This window comes from Kitasatospora sp. MAA19 (genome assembly GCF_029894125.1).
GTDB lineage: Bacteria > Actinomycetota > Actinomycetes > Streptomycetales > Streptomycetaceae > Kitasatospora.
Window position 1 is genome coordinate 226,947 of record NZ_JARXYZ010000008.1, and the last position, 20,827, is coordinate 247,773.

The following is a 20,827-nucleotide window of genomic DNA, read 5'->3' on the forward strand; positions in this document are numbered from 1 at the left end:
GCCGACGCCGAGACGGACGACGGCGCCGAACGGCTACGGGCAGAGCCGCTCCACCCGCCACCCGGTGGGGTCGGCCGGCTCGGCGAGGTAGCGGAGCCGGTCGTGCAGCCGGTTCTCCCGCCCCTGCCAGAACTCGACGCTCTCCGGGATCACCCGGTACCCGCCCCAGAACGGCGGCACGGGCACGCCCTCGCCCTCCGGGTAGCGGCGTTCCAGTTCGGCGTAGCGCTGTTCGAGGACGGCACGCCCGCCGACCGGGCTGGACTGCTCGCTGGCCCAGGCGCCGAGCTGGGAGCCGTGCGGCCGGGTGCGGAAGTAGGCGGCGGTCTCGTCCCGGCCGACCTTCTCCACCCGGCCCTGGACGATCACCTGGCGGGCCAGCTCGATCCACGGGAACAGCAGTGCGGCGTACGGGTTGACGGCGAGCTCGGAGCCCTTGCGGGAGCCGTAGTTGGTGAAGAACACGAAGCCGCGCGCGTCGTAGCCCTTGAGCAGGACGGTGCGCGAGCTGGGCCGCCCCTGGGCGTCGGCGGTGGAGAGCACCATCGCGTTGGGCTCGACCACGCCGGCGTCGGCCGCCTCGTGGAACCAGCGGGCGAACTGGCCGATCGGCTCGGGCGCGAGCTGCTCCTCGACCAGGCCCTCATGGCTGTAGTGCTTGCGCATCACGGTGAGGTCCGGTCCGGGCCGGGCCTCGTCGGCCAGGTTCCGGGTGGCGGGGCTCAGGGGCGTCGACTGGGCGCGTTCCGGGGTCTGCACGTCAACATCATCCCGTACGACAAGCAACCGGCACCGCTACCTCCGGACAAACCCCGGTGGGAGTTAAGGTGTCTCGCCACCGCTCGGCCACCCGCCGTACGGTGAATTGTCCGGAACACGGCGTTTGGTTCCGGAGATTCCCGGGCACGACCGACCCTCGGCGAAAAAGTCAAGCGGGCCCAGGGGCAACATCACCGCGGTGGTGTATGGCGTAATGCACCCCGTGCCTGCCACTCTGGCACCGAGTGCCAACCACCATTCGGTCACTGGCGCGCCGCCCCACCACGGCGCAGCGCCGATCGCAGAACTGAAGGAGCCGTCGTATGTCCGACTTCGTACCCGGGCTTGAGGGAGTCGTCGCGTTCGAGAGCGAGATCGCCGAACCCGACCGTGAAGGCGGCGCGCTGCGGTACCGCGGTGTCGACATCGACGACCTGGTGGGGAAGGTCTCCTTCGGCCACGTGTGGGGCCTGCTGGTGGACGGCAAGTTCAACCCCGGCCTGCCGGCCGCCGAGCCGTTCCCGATCCCGGTGCACTCCGGTGACATCCGGGTCGACGTGCAGTCCGCGCTCGCCATGCTCGCCCCGGTCTGGGGCCTCAAGCCGCTGCTGGACATCTCCGCCGAACAGGCCCGCGACGACCTCGCCCGCGCCGCCGTGATGGCGCTGTCCTACGTGGCCCAGTCGGCCCGCGGCCAGGGCCTGCCGATGGTCCCGCAGAGCGAGATCGACAAGGCCGAGACGGTCGTCGAGCGGTTCATGATCCGCTGGCGCGGCGAGCCGGACCCGAAGCACGTCAAGGCCATCGACGCCTACTGGACCTCCGCCGCCGAGCACGGCATGAACGCCTCCACCTTCACCGCCCGCGTCATCGCCTCCACCGGCGCCGACGTGGCGGCCGCGCTCTCCGGCGCGGTCGGCGCGATGTCCGGACCGCTGCACGGCGGCGCGCCGTCCCGCGTGCTCGGCATGATCGAGGAGATCGAGCGCACCGGCGACGCCACCGCCTGGGTCAAGAACGCGCTGGACAAGGGCGAGCGCCTGATGGGCTTCGGCCACCGCGTCTACCGCGCCGAGGACCCGCGCGCCCGGGTGCTGCGCCGCACCGCCAAGGAGCTCGGCGCGCCCCGCTTCGAGGTCGCCGAGGCGCTGGAGAAGGCCGCGCTGGAGGAGCTGCACAACCGCCGCCCCGACCGCGTGCTGGCCACCAACGTCGAGTTCTGGGCCGCCATCATGCTGGACTTCGCCGAGGTGCCGGCGCACATGTTCACCTCGATGTTCACCTGCGCGCGCACGGCCGGCTGGTCGGCGCACATCCTGGAGCAGAAGCGCACGGGCCGGCTCGTGCGCCCGGCCGCGCGCTACATCGGCCCGGGCCCGCGCCGCCCCGAGGAGATCGAGGGCTGGGAAGCCATCGCCCACTGACCACCTCGGTACCGTCCTGAGCAGCGGGTCCGGCCTCGTCCGGGCCCGCTGTTTCCGCAGCTGGGAGCCGCGAAGATCACATCTCACCGGGCGGACGACCGTACCCCGGCCGGGTCCGCGGCCGGTAGGCTGCGCGCGTGGCTCAGATCCAGATCCCCGCTGACATCAAGCCCGCAGACGGCCGTTTCGGCTGCGGACCGTCCAAGGTGCGCCCCGAGGCCCTGAGTGCCCTCGCCGCCACCCAGACCTCCCTGCTCGGCACCTCGCACCGCCAGGCCCCGGTCAAGAACCTGGTCAAGCGCGTACGCGAGGGCGTGAGCAGCCTCTTCTCGCTCCCCGAGGGCTACCAGGTCGTCCTCGGCAACGGCGGCTCCACCGCCTTCTGGGACATCGCCGCCTTCGGCCTGGTGCGGGAGAAGTCCCAGCACCTGGACTTCGGCGAGTTCTCCTCCAAGTTCGCCTCCTCGGTCAAGGCCGCGCCGTGGCTCGCCGAGCCGACCGTGATCAAGACCGCCCCGGGCACCCACCCGCTGCCGGTCGCCGAGGCCGGCGTGGACGTCTACGGGCTCACCCACAACGAGACCTCGACCGGCGTCGCGATGCCGATCAAGCGCCCGGTGGGCGCGGACGAGGGCTCGCTGGTCCTGGTGGACGCCACCTCGGGCGCCGGCGGCCTGCCGGTGGACATCACCGAGACCGACGTCTACTACTTCGCCCCGCAGAAGTCCTTCGCCTCCGAGGGCGGCCTGTGGCTGGCCGCGTTCTCCCCGGCCGCCCTGGAGCGCGCCGCCGGGATCGCCGGCTCCGGCCGCTACATCCCGCCGTTCTTCGACCTGCCGACGGCCATCGACAACTCGTCGAAGGACCAGACGTACAACACCCCGTCGATCGCCACCCTGTTCCTGCTGGCCGACCAGCTGGAGTGGCTGAACGGCAACGGCGGGCTCGACTGGGCCGTCGCCCGTACGGCTGACTCCTCGTCCCGGCTGTACGCGTGGGCCGAGAAGTCCGGCTACGCCACCCCCTTCGTGGCGAACCCGGCCGAGCGCTCCCAGGTGGTCGGCACCATCGACTTCGACGCGTCGGTGGACGCCGCCGCGGTCGCCGAGGCACTGCGTGCCAACGGCATCGTCGACACCGAGCCGTACCGCAAGCTGGGCCGCAACCAGCTGCGCATCGCGATGTTCCCGGCGATCGACCCGGCGGACGTCGAGGCGCTCACCCACTGCATCGACTACGTGGTCGAGCAGCTCTGAGCACCGACCCCACGCACGGCTGAGGGCCACCGCCTCCGGGCGGTGGCCCTCGCGCCGTTCCGGCCCATCCGCCCTTTCGGGCCTACTTGCCGACCATCGAGCTGATCAGCACGACGACCAGCAGCAACACCAGGGTGCCGGTCACGATACGCATACGAGTCTTGGGATCCACGGTCAACGAGCGTACCTCCGCCTCACCCCCGACCGAACGCCGAGGCCCGCGCCGCACCCCGGGACCTGCCCCGACGCCGAGTCCCGCCCCGACGCCGAGTCCCGCCCGCCCCCGGGGCCCGCACCCCGGGCGTCAGCTCCAGTGGGCCAGCGGCCAGGCGTGCAGCGAGGCGTAGTGCGCGGAGACACCGTCCGGCTCGCTCCGCATCAGGTGCAGTTCGGTGGCCTCCCACATCGGCCCCCGGTATTCGGCCAGTGCGGCCGCCAGGGCCTCCAGCTCGGCCGCCGCGACGCGCTGGGCGGCCCGCCGGCGGCCGCGGGAGGAACCGGCCCGGGCCAGGGTGAGGTGCGGATGGAAGGTGAAGGTGTCGAGTTCCCCGGTCAGCTCGGCGGTGGCGTCGCCGACGGCCTCGGCGAGCCGGCGCAGCGCCCAGGTCTGCCCCTCCAGCCCGGCCCAGAGCACCCGGTCGCCGAACCGGCCGGCGCCGGACACCCGCAGCCGGTGCGCCGGGTGGACCTCGGCGACGGCGGCCAGGTCCGCCTCCAGCTCCGGCAGCCGCTCGGGCGCCACCGCGCCGAGGAAGGCCAGCGTCAGGTGCCAGCCCTCGACGGTGGTCCAGCGCAGCCGGTCGGCCCCGGGCAGCCCGCGCACCGGCGCCACCGCATCGGACAAGCCCTGCAGCACGTGGACCGGCGGGAGGACCGCCACGAAGAGCCTCACACCGCCATCTTCCCTCGAACGTCGGTTTGGGCTAGAACGGCCTCTGTGATTCGTTCCAGCAACATCAAGATCCGCACCGGTGGTCCCGAGGACGTTCCCGCCATCCTCGCCCTGCTCGACGGCGCCGTGGGCTGGCTGGCCGGCCAGGGCCGCACCGGCCAGTGGGGCGACCAGTCGTTCAGCACCGTCCCGGCCAGGGTCGAGCAGATCGCCCAGTACGGCACCGAGCCGTTCCTGATCCGCCTCGCCGAGGACGACGAGGGCCGCGCGGTCGGCTCCTGCGTGCTGTCCGAGCAGCGGGGGAAGTACATCCCCGCAGTGGACGAGCGCGAGCTGTTCATCCGCAACCTGGTCACCGACCGCAGCCGCAAGGGCTCGGGGATCGGCGCCGCACTGATCGCCGACGCGGTCGAGGAGGCCCGTCGGCGCGGCATCGGCCTGCTGCGGGTGGACTGTTACGGGGGCGCCGACCGCAAGCTGGTCGGCCAGTACCGGGCGCTCGGGTTCACCGAGACGGAGTCGTTCGAGGTCGAGCAGCCGAGCGGGATCTGGCCCGGCCAGGTCCTCGCCATCCGCCTCTGACACCGCTGCCCAACCCCTGCGTCACACACCCCGGGGGCGGCCACCGCCCCCGGGGTTTGACGCACCGTCAGCAGGCCGGAGCCAGCCCCGACTTGGCGGTGGCGACGGCGCGCGGCACGAAGGCCACCACCCGGCCGCCACGACCCGGGTGCAGGTCGAACCGCACCCGCAGGTCCGCGCTGCGGGCCAGCACCAGGCCGACCACGCCGGCCGCCAGCGCGGACACCAGCCCGCAGGCCAGCAGGCCCAGCCGGGGCCCGTACGAGGCGGTCACCCAGCCGACGATCGGGGCGCCGATCGGCGTGCCGCCGGTGAAGACCAGCACCAGCAGGCCCATCACGCGCCCGCGCATCGCGGGGTCGGTGGCCAGCTGCAGCGAGGCGTTGACGGAGGTGTTGAAGCTGAGTCCGAACACGCCGACCAGCATCAGCAGCACCGCGAAGGTCCAGTAGTCGGGCGCGAACGCGGCCACCACCTCCAGCGCGCCGAAGGCCAGCGCCGCCCCCACGAGCCGGCGCAGCCTGGGCACGCCCCGGCGGGCCGCGAGCAGCGCGCCGGTCAGCGAACCGACCGCCATCGCGGTGTTCAGCAGGCCGTACTGCCCGGCGCCGACCTTGAAGGTGTCGTAGGCGAACCCGGAGAGCAGCGTCGGGAAGTTGAAGCCGAAGGTGCCGATGAACCCGGCCAGGACCATCGGCCAGAGCAGTTCGGGCCGCTCCTTCACGTACCGCAGGCCCTCCCGCAGCTGGCCCTTCTCGCGGGCGATCGGCTCGGTCGGGCGCAGTTCGCTCTCCCGCATGGCGAGCAGCCCGCCGATGACGGCGACGAAGGACAGCGCGTTGACCGCGAACGCCCAGCCACTGCCGACCGCGGCGATCAGCAGGCCCGCGACGGCGGGGCCGACCAGCCGGGCGGTCTGGAAGTTGGCGGCGTTCAGGCTGACCGCGTTGGCGAGGTCCTTGGGCCCGACCATCTCGGACACGAAGGCCTGCCGGGTCGGGTTGTCGACCACGGTGACCAGGCCGAGCAGCAGCGCGAAGGCGTACACGTAGTACGGCGTCACCACGCCACCGAAGGTCAGGGCGGCCAGGCCGGCGGCCAGCAGGCCCATCGTGCCCTGGGTGTAGATCAGCAACCGGCGCTTGGGCATCCGGTCGGCGAGCACGCCGCCGAACAGGCCGAGCAGGAGCATCGGCAGGAACTGCATGGCGGTGGTGATGCCGACCGCGAGCGGGCTGCCGGTGAGGCTGAGCACCAGCCAGTCCTGGGCGATCCGCTGCATCCAGGTGCCGGTGTTGGACACCACCTGGCCGGCGAAGAAGTAGCGGTAGTTGCGGACGCGCAGGGAGGAGAACATCCCTCCGGGCCGGGTGAAGCGGGCGCCGGCGGCGGACGAGCCGCTGGACGACGAGCCGGTGGCGGACGACGGCGTGGCCGAGTGGGTTCGGCCGGGAGCGGCGGGGTCGTCCGCCGCGGTGCGTTCGTCGGGGTCGTCGTCGCCGCTGCCGGGCAGCCCCGTGGGGGCGGGTGCCTGGAGGTCGGCGGCCGCGGCGCCCGCCGCGGTGGGGTCGGTGGTCTGGTCGTCGGTACGGATGGCGGCGGCGCTGGCTGCGGCCGGCGGTGTCACGGTGGTCTCCCCTCGCGGCGCGACGGCCCGGACGAAGGCCGTCGCGCTCCTGGTTTCGGTGGTCGGTCCTGCGGTGATGCGGTACTCCTTCTTCTCCCGGCGGCCGGCCGGGGTCGGTGTGCCTAGAGGTGTGCGAGCTTGTAGAGCACGGGCGCGGCCTCCCGGAGGACGGCCCATTCCTCCTCGTCGAGCCCCTCGGCGAGCTCGGCGAGCCAGACGTTGCGACGCCGACGGCTCTCCGCGAGGATCGCCTCGGCCTGCTCGGTGCTGCTGACGACCACCTGGCGGCGGTCCTCGGGGTGCGGCTCCCGCCGCACCAGGCCCTTCTCCTCCAGCATCGCGACGATCCTGGTCATGGAGGGAGGCTGCACGTGCTCCTTCCGGGCGAGCTCACCCGGTGTGGCCTTTCCGCATCGGGCGAGGGTGCCGAGCACCCCCATCTCGGTGGGGCTCAGCGACTCCTCGACCCTCTGGTGTTTGAGTCGACGGGAGAGGCGCATCACGGACGACCGCAGCTGATTGACCGCTGCGAGGTCCTGCTCGGACATCTCGGGCATGTTCTTTAGCTTACGTCATTACTCTCCCTAAGGAAAATGCGTTCACTTCGCGCCCCATCAGCCTCACCGACCCTCGCCCCGCCCGCCCGTCCACCCGCCACCCCGTTAGCCCGACCAGCCCTCCGGCACCACCGCGCCGGCCCGCCCGACACCACCGCACCAGCCCCTCCGGCACCACCGCGCCGGAAGATCGGCCCGGTGCGATGCTGGTCGTAGGCCTCGATCCGACGCGCCGCCGGGCGCCCGCTCCCCCTTCCAGAAGGGCCGACACCACTCCCAGAAGGGCCGACCAGACATGTCCGACCTCGCCGCCGAGCAGAACGACACCGGGTTCGCCCGCCTCGCCATGGTCACCATCGACTGCGCCGACCCGGTCGCGCTGGCCGGCTTCTACGGCGAGCTGCTGGGCTGGGAGACCCGTCACACGGACGAGCAGTTCGCGATCCTGGACAACCCGGAGGGCGGCAGCCCGCTGGGCTTCGGCCGGGTCACCGGCTACCGGCCGGAGGCGTGGACGGAGCCGGACGGCGGCAAGCACTTCCACCTGGACTTCTACGTGGACGACCTGGACGAGGCCATCGCGAAGGCGCTCGCGCTCGGCGCGACCGAGCCGACGTACCAGCACGGCCGGACGCTCAAGGTGCTGATCGACCCGGCCGGCCACCCGTTCGGGCTAGCCCCGTTGGAGTAGCCCTGCGCAGGCGTTGTCAGGAATTGGTGCCAAGATCATGTAGGCCCCGTAAATGCCCATCCTGACCTGGGATTTCACGAAAAGCACGAACATTGTGCGACTGCCGGGTAGTGGTTACTGTCCCGGTTGTCAGGGGCACCACTACGCCAGGTCTCCCTTCGGCGGGACCATTCTCCCGTGCCCACCTCCGCACGCGTTCCCCCGGCCTTCCCCTCCTCGGCCACCCGCGTCCGCCCGAGTCCTGGCGCCCTTATCCCCGCATCCCTCCAGGGAGCTCTCTTGGGTGAGATCCATCATGCCGACCACGGCTGGGTGACACCGGCGGTCTCGTACTTCGTCGCCTGCCTCGGCGCCTTCGTCGCCCTGCGCAGCGCCCGCTGGGCTCTCGTCTCCCAGGGCCGCACCCGGGTGGTCTGGCTCCTCTTCGCCTCGACCTCGCTCGGCGCCGGGATCTGGTCCATGCACTTCATCGCGATGCTCGGATTCTCCGTCTCCGGGGTCGAGATCAGCTACCAGCCCTGGCTGACCGTGCTCAGCCTGCTGGTCGCCGTCGCCGTGGTCGGGATCGGCCTGTTCACCGTCGGGTACAGCCGCCGTCCGGTCCTGTCGCTGCTGGCCGGCGGGCTGACCACCGGCCTCGGGGTCGCGGCGATGCACTACCTCGGCATGGCCGCGATGGTCCTGCCCGGCCACCTCCAGTACGACCACGTCACGGTGGGGCTGTCCGTCGCCATCGCGGTGTTCGCGGCGACGGCCGCGCTCTGGGCCACGCTGAACATCCGCGGCACGCTCGCCGTCCTCGCGGCGGCGCCGGTGATGGGCGTGGCGGTCTGCGCGATGCACTACACCGGCATGGCGGCGCTCTCGGTGCAGCTCGACTTCTCCCACTCCACTCAAGACGGGGTGATGGCCCTGCAGTTCATCTTCCCGCTCGGGGTCGGACTCGGCTGCTACATCTTCTTCGGCTCGCTGGCCTTCGCCGTCTCGCCGAGCCGCGCGAGCTCTCAGCCGCTGCTGGTCGGCCCGGCGGCCCCGCTGGTCCCGCGCCCGCGGCGGCCGCTGAACCAGGCCGGCGCCAGGCGCTGAGCCGGCCGACCGAAGCTCCGGAGGCGTCCGGCCGGGTCCCCCACCCCGGCCGGACGCCTCCGGCTCGTTCCGAACACCCTCAGCTCACGCGGGACACCCTCAGCTCACCCGGGACGCCCCCCGCTCGCACCGGACGCCCCGCTCACGCGGGACGTCCCCGCCTCACTCCGGCCGCCCGAGCAGCCCGGTCAGGTGCTCGGGCGTGGCCACCGGGCAGACCTTGTGCACGAAGTCCCGCCGCAGCGCGTGGTACGGCTCGCCCACCCGGTAGAAGTTGGCGTGCATCCGCCGCAGTTCCTCCGCCCGGTACTCGGCCAGCGGCTGCGCCTCCTCGTCGGCGGACCGGCGGCGCTTCTTGTCGACCAGTCGGCCGGTGAGCTCCGGCGAGGCGCCGAGCCCGGCGGCCTCCCGGGCCACCCGGCGGCGGAAGGCGGCCGCGTCCCCGCCGAAGGTGCGGTCCACCAGGCCGATCCGGCGCGCGTGTTCGGCGCCGACCGGCAGCGCCTCGGTGGTCAGCCGATCGGCCTGCTCGGCACCGACCCGGCGCGGCAGGGTGTACGTCCAGTACTCGGAGCCGTACAGGCCCATCAGCCGGTAGTGCGGGTTGAGCACCGCCGACTCCCGGCACCACACCTCGTCGGCGGCGAGCGCCAGCATCAGGCCGCCGGCCGCCGCGTTCCCCGCCAGCGCGGCGACGGTGAGCTTGTCGGTCGTGGCGAGGATCGCGTGGACGAGGTCGTCCATCGCGTTGATGTTCTCCCAGGACTCCAGCGCCGGGAAGGCCGCGCCCTCGATGACGTTGAGGTGGATCCCGTTGGAGTAGAAGTCCCGGGGCGCCCCGAGCACCAGCACCGAGGTGGGCCGGTCGGCGGCCTGGCGGTAGGCGGCGAGCAGCCGGCGGCACTGCCCGGTGCTCATCGCCCCGCCGGCGTAGGCGAATTCGAGGTAGCCGACGTCGCCGTCCTCGCGGTAGCGCAGCTCCGACCAGGTGTCCCGGCGGGCCGCCGAGGCCGGTGTCACCGGCACTTCGCGGACCCGGTGCAGCCGGTCGGCGAGCACCGTCGCGGCGGGGAGCTTGTAGGTGGCCGGCCCGCCCGGGGTGCGGCGCGGGCGCAGTTGCGGAATCCAGACCGCGCCGTCCACGGTGGCCCGGCAGATCGCGCCGTCGCGGGTGGCGAGCACGGCACCGGGCACCGGGCCACGCAGCTCGTCCTCGGGGTGGCCGCCGTGCAGGAAGTACTCGCGCCCGAACAACTCGTCGAGCACGCCGGGTTGGGAGTCGGCGGCGCGGAGCTTGCGGAGCACGGTGGCGGTGTCGTCGGCGGCCCAGTCGATCCGGCGCGCCTCCTGCCGCAGGAGCGGGCGGAGCCTGCCGTGGACGTCCGGCCGGTCGTAGTCGAGCGGTTCGGGGGTGAACAGGCCACCCTCGTAGCGCTGGACGGCGAGCAGGACGGCCTCGACGGCGGCGTCGGCGACCTCGCCCCGGTACAGCTCGCTCTTGCCGCAGTCGGCGACGGGGAACTCGACGGACGCCCAGATGTCGCCGGCGTCCATCTCCTCGACGGCCTGCAGGACGGTCACGCCCCAGCGCTCCGCCCCTTCGGTGATCGCCCAGTCGAGCGAGGAGGGCCCGCGGTCGCCCTTGGGACCGGGGTGCACGATCAGGACGGTTCGGGTGGACCAGATGTCCTCCGGGACAGCCTTGGTGAGCATCGGGCAGATGATCAGCTCGGGGTCGGTACGGGCCACCGCCGCCCTCATCGGCTCGTCACCGAGGGCGAGTTGGACGGCGACCTGGTGGCCGCGCTCGCGCAGCTCGGTGTGGACGCGCTGGGTCAGGCTGTTGAACGCGCTGGCGATCAGGAGAATGCGCAAGGGGGCCTCCGGCAAGGAACTGGGGTCGCGCGCAGGCGATGAAACCAGGGCATGGACACGCAATGATTACGTTTTACGCCTTCCCGCCCGACCCTCACGCATCCCGCACACCTGTGTCCCCGGAGTGGCCCGCACGCGCCGGATCTCCCCAGCGCCTCCCCGGAGTTGACGTACGGCGCTCGCCTTCGTCCGCTAGGGCCCGTCCGGCCGGTCCTGCCGGACCGGCCCTGGCGCGGCGGGCTACCTCGGGAACGCCCGGCGGGCCCGCCAGGTGGTGTGCTCGCGGGACACGGCGTCCTCCGCCTCGGCGGCCAGCCGGGCCCACCGCGCCTCGGCGTCCGGCGCCTTGAGGTCGAGGTCGGAGAGCTGGTTGCCGACGTTCTCCAGCTCGCGCGCGGCCAGCTGGTAGGCGGCGGCCAGCGGGCGCAGCTGCTTGAGCTGGGTCCAGGCGATGATGGCGGCGGCCGCGGCCGAGCTGGCCCCGAAGACGTGCACCTGCAGGGCGCCCGTCGCCTGGGCGATGGCCGCCGCCGCGCCGATGATGATCATCGCCGCGATGCCGAGCCCCCAGGACACCCCCTGCGTCTCGCACGCCTCGGCCCGGGCGCGGTACCAGGTGCGCTGGCCCTCGACGCGGGTGCGCAGGTAGAGCGTGCGGCGGGCGGTCAGGCTGCCGGCCCGCATCCGCCGCATCTCCGGGGTGATCTCGGGGACGGTGCCGGGCGGCACGATCTCCGGGTCCTCGAAGGCCCGCAGCACGTCCTCGACCTGGAGCAGGTAGCCGCGGTCCACGTCCGCGGACTCAGCCTCGCCGTCGAACGGCCGGGCTCGGACGGTGTACTTCCAGGCCAGCGTCTTGACCGACTCGGCCGCCGCCCGGGCCTCGTACCAGCGGCCCTGCGGGTTGCTGCGGCGCAGCCGGGACCAGAAGTAGCCGGCGATCAGGAAGGCGGCCACCGAGTACAGCGGCGTGGTGTCGAAGGCGCCGCGTTTGTCCGGCCCGGGGAACGAGCCGATCAGGGCGGCGATCACCAGCATCGCGATCAGTCCGCGGTACCAGCGCAGCGTCTCGCGCTGGCCGTCCAGCGAGGCCTTGTCCGCCGTCCAGAACAGCTCCGGCAGCAGCTTCGCCTCGTCTCCCCCGGGCGGATCCTGTTGCACCATCGGTCGAGCCCCCTCCCCGTGTCCGTCCAGGCAGTATTCCCTCCGCCAACTGCCCTACACAGACCGATTTTTGACATATTCCAGCCGACGATGACTGCCCCCGCCGTCCGGAAACCGCTACAACCGGTCACATGCCGCTGCACTGGAAGCTCGTCATCGACTGCGCCGACCCGAACCGCCAGGCCGCCTTCTGGGCCGCCGCCCTCGACTACACCCTGGAGGAGCACGGCGCCCTGATCACCCGCCTGCTCGACGCCGGCGCCGTCACCCCGGACGCCGTCACCGAGGTCGACGGCCACCCCGCCTGGCGCACCCTCGCCGCCGTCCGCCACCCCGAGGACCCGTACGACCCCGCCACCGGCACCGGCCTCGGCCGCCGCCTGCTCTTCCAGGCCGTCCCCGAGCCGAAGCCCGACAAGAACCGCCTCCACCTCGACGTGCACCCGGGCCCGGGCGAGCGGGAGTCGACCGTCGCCCGCCTCCGGACCCTCGGCGCCACCCTCCTGCGCGACGTCAAGGAGCCGGGCGGCGCGTGGACGATCATGGCCGACCCCGAGGGGCAACGAGTTCTGCGTCCACTGACCGGCGGCCGGAAAACGACGGCGGCCCCGCGCTCCGAGGAGGAGTGCGGGGCCGCCGTCGTGGCCGGGCCGAGGAGTCAGAGCAGACCGAGGGCCGGCATCAGGTAGTAGAAGGCGAACACCGCCGCCACCGCGTACAGCGGGACCGGCACGCTGCGCCCGCGCCCGGCGGCCAGCCGCAGGATGCAGAAGGCGATGAAGCCGAAGCCGATGCCGTTGGTGATGCTGTAGGTGAACGGCATCATCACGATGGTCAGGAAGGCCGGGATCGCGATGGTGTGGTCCGCCCAGTCGATCTCCTTGATCGAGCCGGCCAGGATCAGGAAGCCGACGGTGACCAGGGCCGGGGTGGCCGCCTGGGCCGGGACCATGGTGGCGAGCGGGGTGAGGAAGAGCGCCACCACGAAGAGCAGGCCGGTGACGATCGAGGCGAAGCCGGTACGGGCGCCCTCGCCGACGCCGGCGGTCGACTCGACGAAGCAGGTGTTCGCGGAGGCGGAGGTGGCGCCGCCGGCCGCGGTGGCGATGCCGTCGACCATCAGGATCTTGTTGATGCCGGGCAGGTCGCCCTTCTCGTCCAGCAGGTGCGCCTCGTCGGCGACGCCGAGGATGGTGCCCATCGCGTCGAAGAAGCAGGACATCAGCACGGTGAAGACGAACAGCACGCCGGTCAGCACGCCGACCTTCTCGAAGCCGCCGAACAGGCTGACCTTGCCGACCAGGCCGAAGTCCGGGGCGGCGACCGGGTTGCCCGGCCAGACCGGGACGGTCAGGCCCCACTTGAGCGCCGGGATGTCGACGAACTTGTCGACCAGCACGGCGAGCGCGGTGCTGGCCGCGATGCTGATCAGGATCGCCCCGGGCACCTTGCGGATCACCAGGACCAGGGTGAGCACCAGGCCGAACACGAAGATCAGCACCGGCCAGCCGAGCAGGTGCCCGCTGCCGCCGAGCTGCAGCGGGACGGTGGTGTGCGCGGCGTCCGGCATGCGGCTGACGAAGCCGGAGTCGACCAGGCCGACGAGGCAGATGAACAGGCCGATCCCGATCGCGATGGCCTTGCGCAGGCCGAGCGGCACGGCGCTCATGACCCGCTCGCGCAGGCCGGTGGCGACCAGCAGCATGATCGCGAAGCCGGCCAGCACGACCATGCCCATGGCGTCCGGCCAGGTCATCTTGGGGGCGAGCTGGAGCGCCACGATGGTGTTGACGCCGAGGCCCGCGGCCAGGCCGATCGGCACGTTGCCGATGACGCCCATCAGCAGGGTGGTGAGACCGGCGGTGAGGGCGGTGGCGGTGACCAGCTGGGCGCTGTCCAGGTGGGCCCCGGTCAGGTCCGTGCCGCTGGCCAGGATGATCGGGTTCAGCACCAGGATGTAGGCCATGGTGAAGAAGGTGGCGATGCCGCCGCGGATCTCGCGCGGCAGGCTGGAGCCGCGCTCGCTGATCCGGAAGTAGCGGTCCAGGGCACCGGAGGGGGGCTCGGGTGCGCTGGAGGCGGGTTCGGGCGACTCGGTGGTCGGCTGGACCACAGGCATGCGTGCGTCCTCTATGGGGGAGCTGAGGAGGGGACGCCCAGGGCTACGGTGGCCGGGCGGGGGGTTTTCAGTATGGTTTCCCGATCGCACACGCGCTATCTTCGCGCGTAGAACCCCGTGGGCCCCTGCGGGCCACCCGCCGCACCGTACGCTAGGCCCCATGCCCAAGACCCCGCTGCACCCCTCGCCCCCTCCGCTGGAGGCCAACGACGTCGCCATCGTCGGCGGCGGCACGGTGCTGTGGTTCGTCGCCTTTCTGGCCCTGCTCCCCTTCCAGGGCACCCTCTCCGACCACGGCCACGGCACCTGGCCGTGGATCTGCCTCTCCGGCGGCCTACTCGGCTTGATCGGCCTCTGGTACTGCCGCGCCCGGCGGGACGCCATCGCCCGCGACCGCGCCGCCGAGGCCGCGAACCGGACGACCAACGACGCGCAGCGGGCACCCGGCGACGACGGCCAGGGCCCGGCCACCCGGTCGGACTGAATAGTCCTTTAGTAGCACGCATCGGACATAAGGCGCCCGTAGAGTCGGTGCCATGACGCAGCCTGCCCACCCCGCGGAAGAGCAGCCCGGCGACGGCGACCGCCCCGAAGGTGCGCACCCCCTCGGGCTGCTGCCCGGCCGACGCGGCGGGCTGACCGCCGCCGAGGTGGCCGACCGGGTCGCGAACGGGCAGGTCAACGACGTCCCGGTACGGTCCAGCCGCTCCGCCAAGGAGATCGTCCGGGCCAACGTCTTCACCCGCTTCAACGCGATCATCGGCGTGATGTTCGGGATCATCCTGATCGTCGGCCCGATCCAGGACGGCCTGTTCGGCCTGGTCATCGTCGCCAACACCGCGATCGGCATCATCCAGGAGCTGCGCGCCAAGAAGACCCTGGACAGCCTGGCCCTGATCGGCGAGGCCCGCCCGCAGGTCCGCCGGGACGGCAGCGTCGAGGCGATCGCCGTCGCCGAGATCGTGCTGGACGACACGGTGCTGCTCGGCATCGGCGACAAGGTGATCGTCGACGGCGAGGTCACCGAGGCGGACGGCCTGGAGATCGACGAGTCGCTGCTCACCGGCGAGCCCGACCCCGTCCTCAAGCAGCCCGGCGACCAGGTGATGTCCGGCAGCTTCGTGGTGGCCGGCGCGGGCGCGTTCACCGCCACCAGGGTCGGCCGCGAGGCGTACGCGGCGCAGCTCGCCGAGGAGGCCAGCCGGTTCACCCTGGTGAAGTCGGAGCTGCGCAGCGGCATCAACAGCATCCTGCGCTTCATCACCTACCTGCTGATCCCCACCGCCCTCGGCCTGATCATCAGCCAGCTGGCCGTCGAGGGCCGCGACTGGCGCGAGGCCGTGCGCCGCATGGTGGCCGGCATCGTGCCGATGGTCCCCGAGGGGCTGGTCCTGCTGACCTCGGTCGCCTTCGCGATCGGCGTGATCCGGCTGGGCCGCAAGCAGTGCCTGGTCCAGGAGCTCCCGGCGATCGAGGGCCTGGCCCGGGTCGACACCGTCTGCCTGGACAAGACCGGCACCCTCACCGAGGGCGGCATGGACGTCGTCGACCTGCGCGTCCTGTCCGACGGGGAGCCCGGCGCCGTCACCCCGGACACCATCAAGCACGCGCTCGGCGTGATGGCCGGCGCCGACGCCCGCCCCAACCCCTCCATACAGGCCGTCATCGCCGCGTACGGCGACGGCTCCCCGGGCGACGGCTCCACCGGCGACGGGAGCAGCCCCGGGGGCGGCGCCGGCGGCAACGGCTGGCGGGTGATCGAGGCGATGCCCTTCTCCTCCGCCCGCAAGTGGAGCGGCGTGCAGCTGCTGGAGCCGCAGGGCGGCGAGGCCAGCTGGCTGCTCGGCGCCCCCGACGTGCTGCTGCCGGCCGGGCACCCGGCGCTCGCCGAGGTCGACGAGCTGGGCGCCAAGGGCCTGCGGGTGCTGCTGCTCGGCCGCACCCCCGTCCCGCTGGACTCCCCCGACCCGGCGGCCGGGCTCACCCCGCTCGCCCTGGTGGTGCTCCAGCAGCGGCTGCGCCACGACGCCGCCGAGACCCTGCGCTACTTCGAGGGCCAGCAGGTGCAGGCCAAGGTCATCTCCGGCGACGCCGCGGTCTCGGTCGGCGCGGTCGCCGGCCACCTCGGCCTGCCCGGCGCCGACCACCCGCTGGACGCCCGGACCCTGCCCGCCGAACCGGACGCCCTCGCCGACACGGCCGAGCGGACCACCGTCTTCGGCCGGGTCACCCCGCAGCAGAAGCGCCAGCTGGTCGCCGCCCTGCAGTCCCGCGGGCACACCGTGGCGATGACCGGCGACGGCGTCAACGACGTGCTCGCGCTCAAGGACGCCGACATCGGCGTGGCGATGGGCACCGGCAGCGACGCCACCAAGGCGGTCGCCCAGATCGTGCTGCTGAACGACTCCTTCGCCACCCTGCCCTCGGTGGTCGCCGAGGGCCGCCGGGTGATCGGCAACATCGAACGGGTCGCCGGGTTGTTCCTGGTGAAGACGGTCTACTCGGTTCTGCTCGCGCTGCTGGTGATCTTCACCCACTCGCCGTACCCGTTCCTGCCCCGGCACTCCACCGTGCTCTCCACCCTCACCATCGGCGTGCCGGCCTTCTTCCTCGCCCTCGCCCCCAACAACGAGCGGGCCCGCACCGGCTTCGTGAAGCGCGTCCTGCGGCTCGCCGTCCCGGGCGGCGTCATCGCTGGCACGGGGACGTTCGTGGCCTACGCACTGGCCCGCGCCGACCACGTCACCGACCTCAAGGCCGACACCAGCGTGGCCACCCTGACGCTCTTCCTGATCGCCATCTGGGTGCTCGCCATCGTCGCCCGCCCGTACAACTGGTGGCGCCTGCTGCTGATCGGCACCATGGGCGGCGCCTTCGCCCTGGTCCTGCTGGTGCCCTGGCTGTCGGACTTCTTCCAGCTCCGCCTGGTCGGCATCCGCGATCCCTGGGTCGGCGTCGGCATCGCGGTGATCTGCGGTCTGGCCCTGGAGGTCGCCTGGCGCTTCATGAAGCGCCGCGGGATGGAGTGAGGCCCTGGCACCCCCGGCCCGCAGGCTGGATGATGGACCCCGAGAGGGGGTGCCGACATGGCCCGCACGGGTGGGGAAGCCGAGCGCGAGACCGGACAGGTGGAGGCGTTCGCCGCCTTCCTGGCCGGCCTGCTGGCGGCCGGGCTGACGGTCCTGGCCCTGGTGGGCGGCCGCTGGCTGATGACCGCCGACGGGATGACCGCCCTGGCGCTGCCGCGGACGCCGACGGCCCTGAAGGCCCTGGTGGCGGCCGTCTGGCTGGCCACCACCGTCGGCGTCTACCTGCGGCTCAAGCGCCGTGGGCGGGACCGCTGAGGGCTCAGCCCTCGAAGTCCCGCGCCGCGGACAGCTCGTAGGCCCGGTCCGGCTCGCTGAGCGCGGCCAGCACCTCGAACCGCCGGTGCCACTGCCCGACCGACCAGGCGAGCCCGGCCGCCAGGCCCTCCGGAGTGGCGGCGTGCAGCAGCCCGGGCACCGGCGGGAGCTCGAACTCGTCGTCCTCGTCGGCGGCTTCGGCCGCGTCCGGGTCGTAGGGCGCCTCCGGGGCGTCCGCCTCGACGTCCCACCGCCAGTCCACCGCGGCCTCGCCGCCGTCCGGACCGACCACGAGCAGCTCCTCGTGCTCCTCGTAGGCGACCGGGCAGCCGGGCAGCAGCTCCCTGACCACCGCGGGGACCCGGTGTAGCACGCCCTCGGAGAGCACCCGCCCTCCGGCCACCTCGCTGGCGAGCGAGACGTGCAGCCGCTCGGCGAGGTCGGCGGCGAGCGCCGGGGCGACCGGCAGTAGCGGGTACGGGTGCAACAGCTGGACCAGGTCGGGGGCGTCGGCGACGACCGCCTCGGTGGCGTCGACGATCACCGTGTGGGCCGGCCGGCGGCCGGTGTCCGGGTCGAGCGGCGGCAGCGCCCGCACCACGTCGAGCGGATCGATCCGCTCGATCTCGACCCGGGCCAACGCGCTGTGGACGCCGTGCAGTTGACGGTGGCCGATCGCGGAGGCCGGGTCGGTGAGCCGGTCCAGCACCTCGTCCGGGCCGTGCGGTTCGGCGAGCAGCGCGGCCAGCGTGGTGCGCACCCCGAGCGCGTGCAGGAACTGCTCGTCCAGGGTTGTCCGGGCCTCGTCGTAGAGGCCGCGCAGCAGCGGGTCGGCCCCGGCGGCGCGCAGCCCGGCGGGCTCGCGGCCGTCCAGCACCGGGTGGTCGCGCAGCCACCAGGCGGTGTACGGCGGCAGGTCGGCGTAGGAGCCGTCCGGCAGCAGGGTGCGGACGGGGTTGACCACGGCGTCCCGGTACGGCGGGCGGGCGAGCGCGGCCAGCGCCTCCGGCCAGGCGTCGTCGTCGACCAGGTCGAGGTCGCGGACGGCCAGCAGTTCGGCGGCCACCGGCGGGACGCCCGAAACGTCGTCGGCGTGCAGGGTTTCGAGCGCGTCCTCGGCCCATTCGGCGAGGCCGTCGGGCGCCTCGTCGAGCAGGCCGGTGGGCAGGCCGCCGGCCGCGCGGTCGGCGGGCGCGGTGGGGTCGAGCCGCTCCAGGTCGTCCGGGTCGAGCACCACGTCCTCGGCGCGGACCAGGACGAAGTCGGCGAGCACGCCGACGGCGGTGAGCACGTCGGGGCCCCAGCGCTCCAGCAGTTCGTCGTCCACCCAGCCGGCGTCCTCCTCGCGGGCGAGGGCCGCGAGCGGGCTGCCGGGGAGCAGGAGTTCGCCGGCGCGGGCGGGCTCGCCCTCGTCGTCGAGCAGGGCCAGCCGGGCCAGCCACGGGTGCTCGCCGACGGCCGGGGCGGCGGCCTTGACCAACGCCAGGACGGCATCGCCCAGTTCGAGCGCGGCGTCCGGGTCGTCCTCGGCCACCTCGTAGGAGCGGGCGACGGCGGCCCGCACCTCGGGGGTGTCGAGCACCCCGGCCGGGGTGGCGGTGCCGGCGCCGAGCTTGGCGAGCAGCGGGTGGGCGGCCTCGGGGTGGGCGAGCCGCAGGTCGAGGGCGGCGAGCGCGTCGGCCAGCGACTCGGGGTAGCCGGGGAAGGCCGCCCAGTCGGCGTCCTCGGAGGGCAGCAGGACGCGCCGGGGCCCGGTGACGGTCCGGCCGTCGGCGAGCGGGACGGGCAACGCGCCGAGCGCCTCCGGGTCGGCGGCGCCGAGCGCCGCGTACAGGTTGCGCCACCAGGCGGGTTCCCGGTCGAGGCCGCCGAGCTGGTCGACGACCTCGGCCAGCGGCACCCGGCGCACGTTCAGCACCCGCAGCTCGGTGCGGCGTTCCAGGCCGGCCGGCAGCAGCCCGGGGAAGATCGGCGCGAGCGCCTCGACCACCGAGCCGTCGGCGCCCTCCAGCAGGGTGGCGTCCCGGGGCCGCAGCGCGGGCGTGCCCTCCTCGACCGGCGCCGGGTGCGGCAGGAACGGCGTGCCGGGCAGCCGGGAGAGCACGGCCGCGCGCAGGGCGTTGTCGAGCGCGCCCTGGCCGAGCGGCCCGGGGACGAGCCCGAGCGAGCCGAGGTCGGCGCCGCGGGCCCGCAGCAGGTCGGCGTAGCTGTCGGCGGCGCGCTCGGTGAGGAAGTCGGCGAGCGGGCCGGGGGCGACGTGCCGGCGGGTGGAGTCCAGCGGGTAGGAGGCGATGAGCAGCGCGGGCAGCCCGATCGGCTCGTCGCTGGGGGTGGGCGCGTGCAGCACGGGGGCGATGCCGGGCGGCTGCGGGGCGCCGTCGGCGGCGACCGGGACGGCCCAGGTGACGGTCCAGTACGGGCGGGCGCGCTCCTCGGTGGGTCGGTCGGCGAGCAGGTCGGCGTCCAGGGTGCCGGTGGCCCCCGCGGTCTGCCAGACGGTCCGCCGCGGCTGCCCGTCCCCGTCGTCGGTGACGGCGACCTCGGTGACGCCGTCCGGGCGGGGCTCGGCGGCGGCGCGGGTGAGCGTCCGGGTGCCCTCCGGGGTCTCCACCACGACCTCGGCGAGGCCGGGCAGGGTGAGCAGCAGCGCGTCGTCGATGCCGGCCAGCAGACGGCGGGTCAGGTCCTCGGCGGCGGCGTCCCGCAGCGGCAGCACGACCACCGTGTCGTAACCGGCGGGGGCCGGGCCCTCGGCGGCGAACGGCAGCCGCAGCAGCGGCACGTGGCCGTCCCGGCGGCGCAGTTCCTCGGCCAGCGCGGGCTGCGCGGCGGCCAGCGAGCGGGCCTCGCCGAGTGACCAGCGCACCCCGCCGGCGGCGCCGAGCACGGCGGGCTCGTCGGTGACGGCGAGGACGGCGGCGAAGCCGACGCCGAACCGGCCGACGGCGGGCGTCTCGCCGCGCTTGGAGGAGGCGCGCAGGGTGGACAGCGACTCGACGGCGGCCGCGTCCAACGGGGCGCCGGTGTTGGCGGCCGCGAGGACGCCGTCGGCGAGGGTGAGCCGCAGCCGCCCGGGCCCGTGGCCGGCCCGGACCGCCGCGTCGGCCGCGTTCTGCGCCAACTCGACGACCAGGCGGTCGCGGTAGCCGCCGAGCGCGAGTTCCTCCTCGGCGTTGGCGTCCTCCCGGAACCGGGCCGGCGAGGCGGCCCAGGCGTCGAGCACCCGCCGGCGCAGCGCGGCGCTCCCGAAGGGGTCCGCGAGGTGCTCGTCCGTGCCGCTGCCGATGATCCGAGGTTCCACTGGACCTGCCGCCTTCCGCCGCCCTGTACTTCGTACGGTGGGCATTCTCCCCCGCCCCGGCCGCTGCTCCGGACCGCGCCCCCGTCCTGGGGTCCGTCTGCACGAACGCCGCGGCCCGCTCCACCGGTTCGGTGGAGCGGGCCCCGGGCC

Annotated in this window: 17 protein-coding genes; 9 read left to right on the top strand and 8 right to left on the bottom strand. The window is 73.5% G+C overall.

The window, feature by feature from the left end:
* Window positions 1-33: 33 nt before the first annotated feature.
* Window positions 34-666 carry a pyridoxamine 5'-phosphate oxidase gene (gene pdxH / locus P3T27_RS15735; protein ID WP_280678855.1) on the bottom strand — a complete coding sequence of 211 codons (633 nt, stop codon included), beginning with the start codon at window positions 664-666 and terminating at the stop codon, window positions 34-36.
* Between the two features lie 416 nt (window positions 667-1,082).
* Between pdxH and P3T27_RS15740 the strand changes: the two genes are divergently transcribed.
* Entirely contained in the window at window positions 1,083-2,183 is a 1,101-nt protein-coding gene (locus tag P3T27_RS15740; protein WP_280678719.1) for a citrate synthase 2, read from the top strand.
* A 137-nt stretch (window positions 2,184-2,320) separates the two neighbouring features.
* Window positions 2,321-3,439 carry a phosphoserine transaminase gene (serC, locus tag P3T27_RS15745; RefSeq protein ID WP_280678721.1) on the top strand — a complete coding sequence of 373 codons (1,119 nt, stop codon included), beginning with the start codon at window positions 2,321-2,323 and terminating at the stop codon, window positions 3,437-3,439.
* A 304-nt stretch (window positions 3,440-3,743) separates the two neighbouring features.
* Here the strand turns inward: serC and thpR are convergent, their stop codons facing one another.
* On the bottom strand, window positions 3,744-4,331 hold the full coding sequence (gene thpR / locus P3T27_RS15750; RefSeq protein WP_280678723.1) for an RNA 2',3'-cyclic phosphodiesterase: 588 nt from the start codon (window positions 4,329-4,331) through the stop codon (window positions 3,744-3,746).
* Window positions 4,332-4,376: 45 nt separating this feature from the next.
* Here thpR and P3T27_RS15755 point away from each other — a divergent pair, with 45 nt between their 5' ends.
* The gene (locus P3T27_RS15755; protein ID WP_280678725.1) at window positions 4,377-4,913 is read left to right on the top strand and encodes a GNAT family N-acetyltransferase; all 537 of its coding nucleotides are present in this window, start codon (window positions 4,377-4,379) and stop codon (window positions 4,911-4,913) included.
* Between the two features lie 67 nt (window positions 4,914-4,980).
* Here the strand turns inward: P3T27_RS15755 and P3T27_RS15760 are convergent, their stop codons facing one another.
* Together P3T27_RS15760 and P3T27_RS15765 are read right to left on the bottom strand one after the other, a co-directional pair.
* Window positions 4,981-6,270 (bottom strand): MFS transporter, encoded by a 1,290-nt coding sequence (locus tag P3T27_RS15760; RefSeq protein WP_280678858.1) that lies wholly within the window; start codon window positions 6,268-6,270, stop codon window positions 4,981-4,983.
* Window positions 6,271-6,662: 392 nt separating this feature from the next.
* The gene (locus P3T27_RS15765; RefSeq protein ID WP_280678727.1) at window positions 6,663-7,097 is read right to left on the bottom strand and encodes a MarR family transcriptional regulator; all 435 of its coding nucleotides are present in this window, start codon (window positions 7,095-7,097) and stop codon (window positions 6,663-6,665) included.
* Between the two features lie 295 nt (window positions 7,098-7,392).
* Between P3T27_RS15765 and P3T27_RS15770 the strand changes: the two genes are divergently transcribed.
* On the top strand, window positions 7,393-7,788 hold the full coding sequence (locus P3T27_RS15770) for a VOC family protein (RefSeq protein WP_280678729.1): 396 nt from the start codon (window positions 7,393-7,395) through the stop codon (window positions 7,786-7,788).
* Between the two features lie 279 nt (window positions 7,789-8,067).
* Window positions 8,068-8,874 (top strand): MHYT domain-containing protein, encoded by an 807-nt coding sequence (locus P3T27_RS15775; RefSeq protein WP_280678731.1) that lies wholly within the window; start codon window positions 8,068-8,070, stop codon window positions 8,872-8,874.
* A gap of 162 nt (window positions 8,875-9,036) precedes the next feature.
* Here P3T27_RS15775 and P3T27_RS15780 read toward each other — a convergent pair whose 3' ends face one another.
* Both P3T27_RS15780 and P3T27_RS15785 read right to left on the bottom strand, forming a co-directional pair.
* The gene (locus P3T27_RS15780; RefSeq protein WP_280678733.1) at window positions 9,037-10,749 is read right to left on the bottom strand and encodes a hydrogenase maturation protein; all 1,713 of its coding nucleotides are present in this window, start codon (window positions 10,747-10,749) and stop codon (window positions 9,037-9,039) included.
* Between the two features lie 240 nt (window positions 10,750-10,989).
* The gene (locus P3T27_RS15785; protein ID WP_280678735.1) at window positions 10,990-11,913 is read right to left on the bottom strand and encodes a DUF4231 domain-containing protein; all 924 of its coding nucleotides are present in this window, start codon (window positions 11,911-11,913) and stop codon (window positions 10,990-10,992) included.
* 131 nt (window positions 11,914-12,044) lie between these two features.
* Here P3T27_RS15785 and P3T27_RS15790 point away from each other — a divergent pair, with 131 nt between their 5' ends.
* On the top strand, window positions 12,045-12,602 hold the full coding sequence (locus P3T27_RS15790; RefSeq protein WP_348534102.1) for a VOC family protein: 558 nt from the start codon (window positions 12,045-12,047) through the stop codon (window positions 12,600-12,602).
* Here the strand turns inward: P3T27_RS15790 and P3T27_RS15795 are convergent.
* Complete coding sequence (locus tag P3T27_RS15795) at window positions 12,572-14,032, bottom strand: NCS2 family permease (protein ID WP_280678737.1); 1,461 nt, start codon at window positions 14,030-14,032, stop codon at window positions 12,572-12,574. The two genes, P3T27_RS15790 and P3T27_RS15795, sit on opposite strands and share 31 nt — an antisense overlap.
* Before the next feature lie 160 nt (window positions 14,033-14,192).
* Between P3T27_RS15795 and P3T27_RS15800 the strand changes: the two genes are divergently transcribed.
* The 3 genes from P3T27_RS15800 to P3T27_RS15810 are packed head-to-tail and all read left to right on the top strand — an operon-like array spanning window position 14,193 to window position 17,376.
* On the top strand, window positions 14,193-14,516 hold the full coding sequence (locus P3T27_RS15800) for a DUF2530 domain-containing protein (RefSeq protein WP_280678739.1): 324 nt from the start codon (window positions 14,193-14,195) through the stop codon (window positions 14,514-14,516).
* Window positions 14,517-14,568: 52 nt separating this feature from the next.
* Complete coding sequence (locus P3T27_RS15805) at window positions 14,569-17,061, top strand: HAD-IC family P-type ATPase (RefSeq protein ID WP_280678741.1); 2,493 nt, start codon at window positions 14,569-14,571, stop codon at window positions 17,059-17,061.
* A 57-nt stretch (window positions 17,062-17,118) separates the two neighbouring features.
* Window positions 17,119-17,376, top strand: a complete 258-nt coding sequence (locus P3T27_RS15810) for a hypothetical protein (RefSeq protein WP_280678743.1) — start codon at window positions 17,119-17,121, stop codon at window positions 17,374-17,376.
* A gap of 4 nt (window positions 17,377-17,380) precedes the next feature.
* Here P3T27_RS15810 and P3T27_RS15815 read toward each other — a convergent pair whose 3' ends face one another.
* Window positions 17,381-20,677 carry a molecular chaperone Hsp90 gene (locus P3T27_RS15815; protein ID WP_280678745.1) on the bottom strand — a complete coding sequence of 1,099 codons (3,297 nt, stop codon included), beginning with the start codon at window positions 20,675-20,677 and terminating at the stop codon, window positions 17,381-17,383.
* Between the last annotated feature and the right edge of the window lie 150 nt (window positions 20,678-20,827).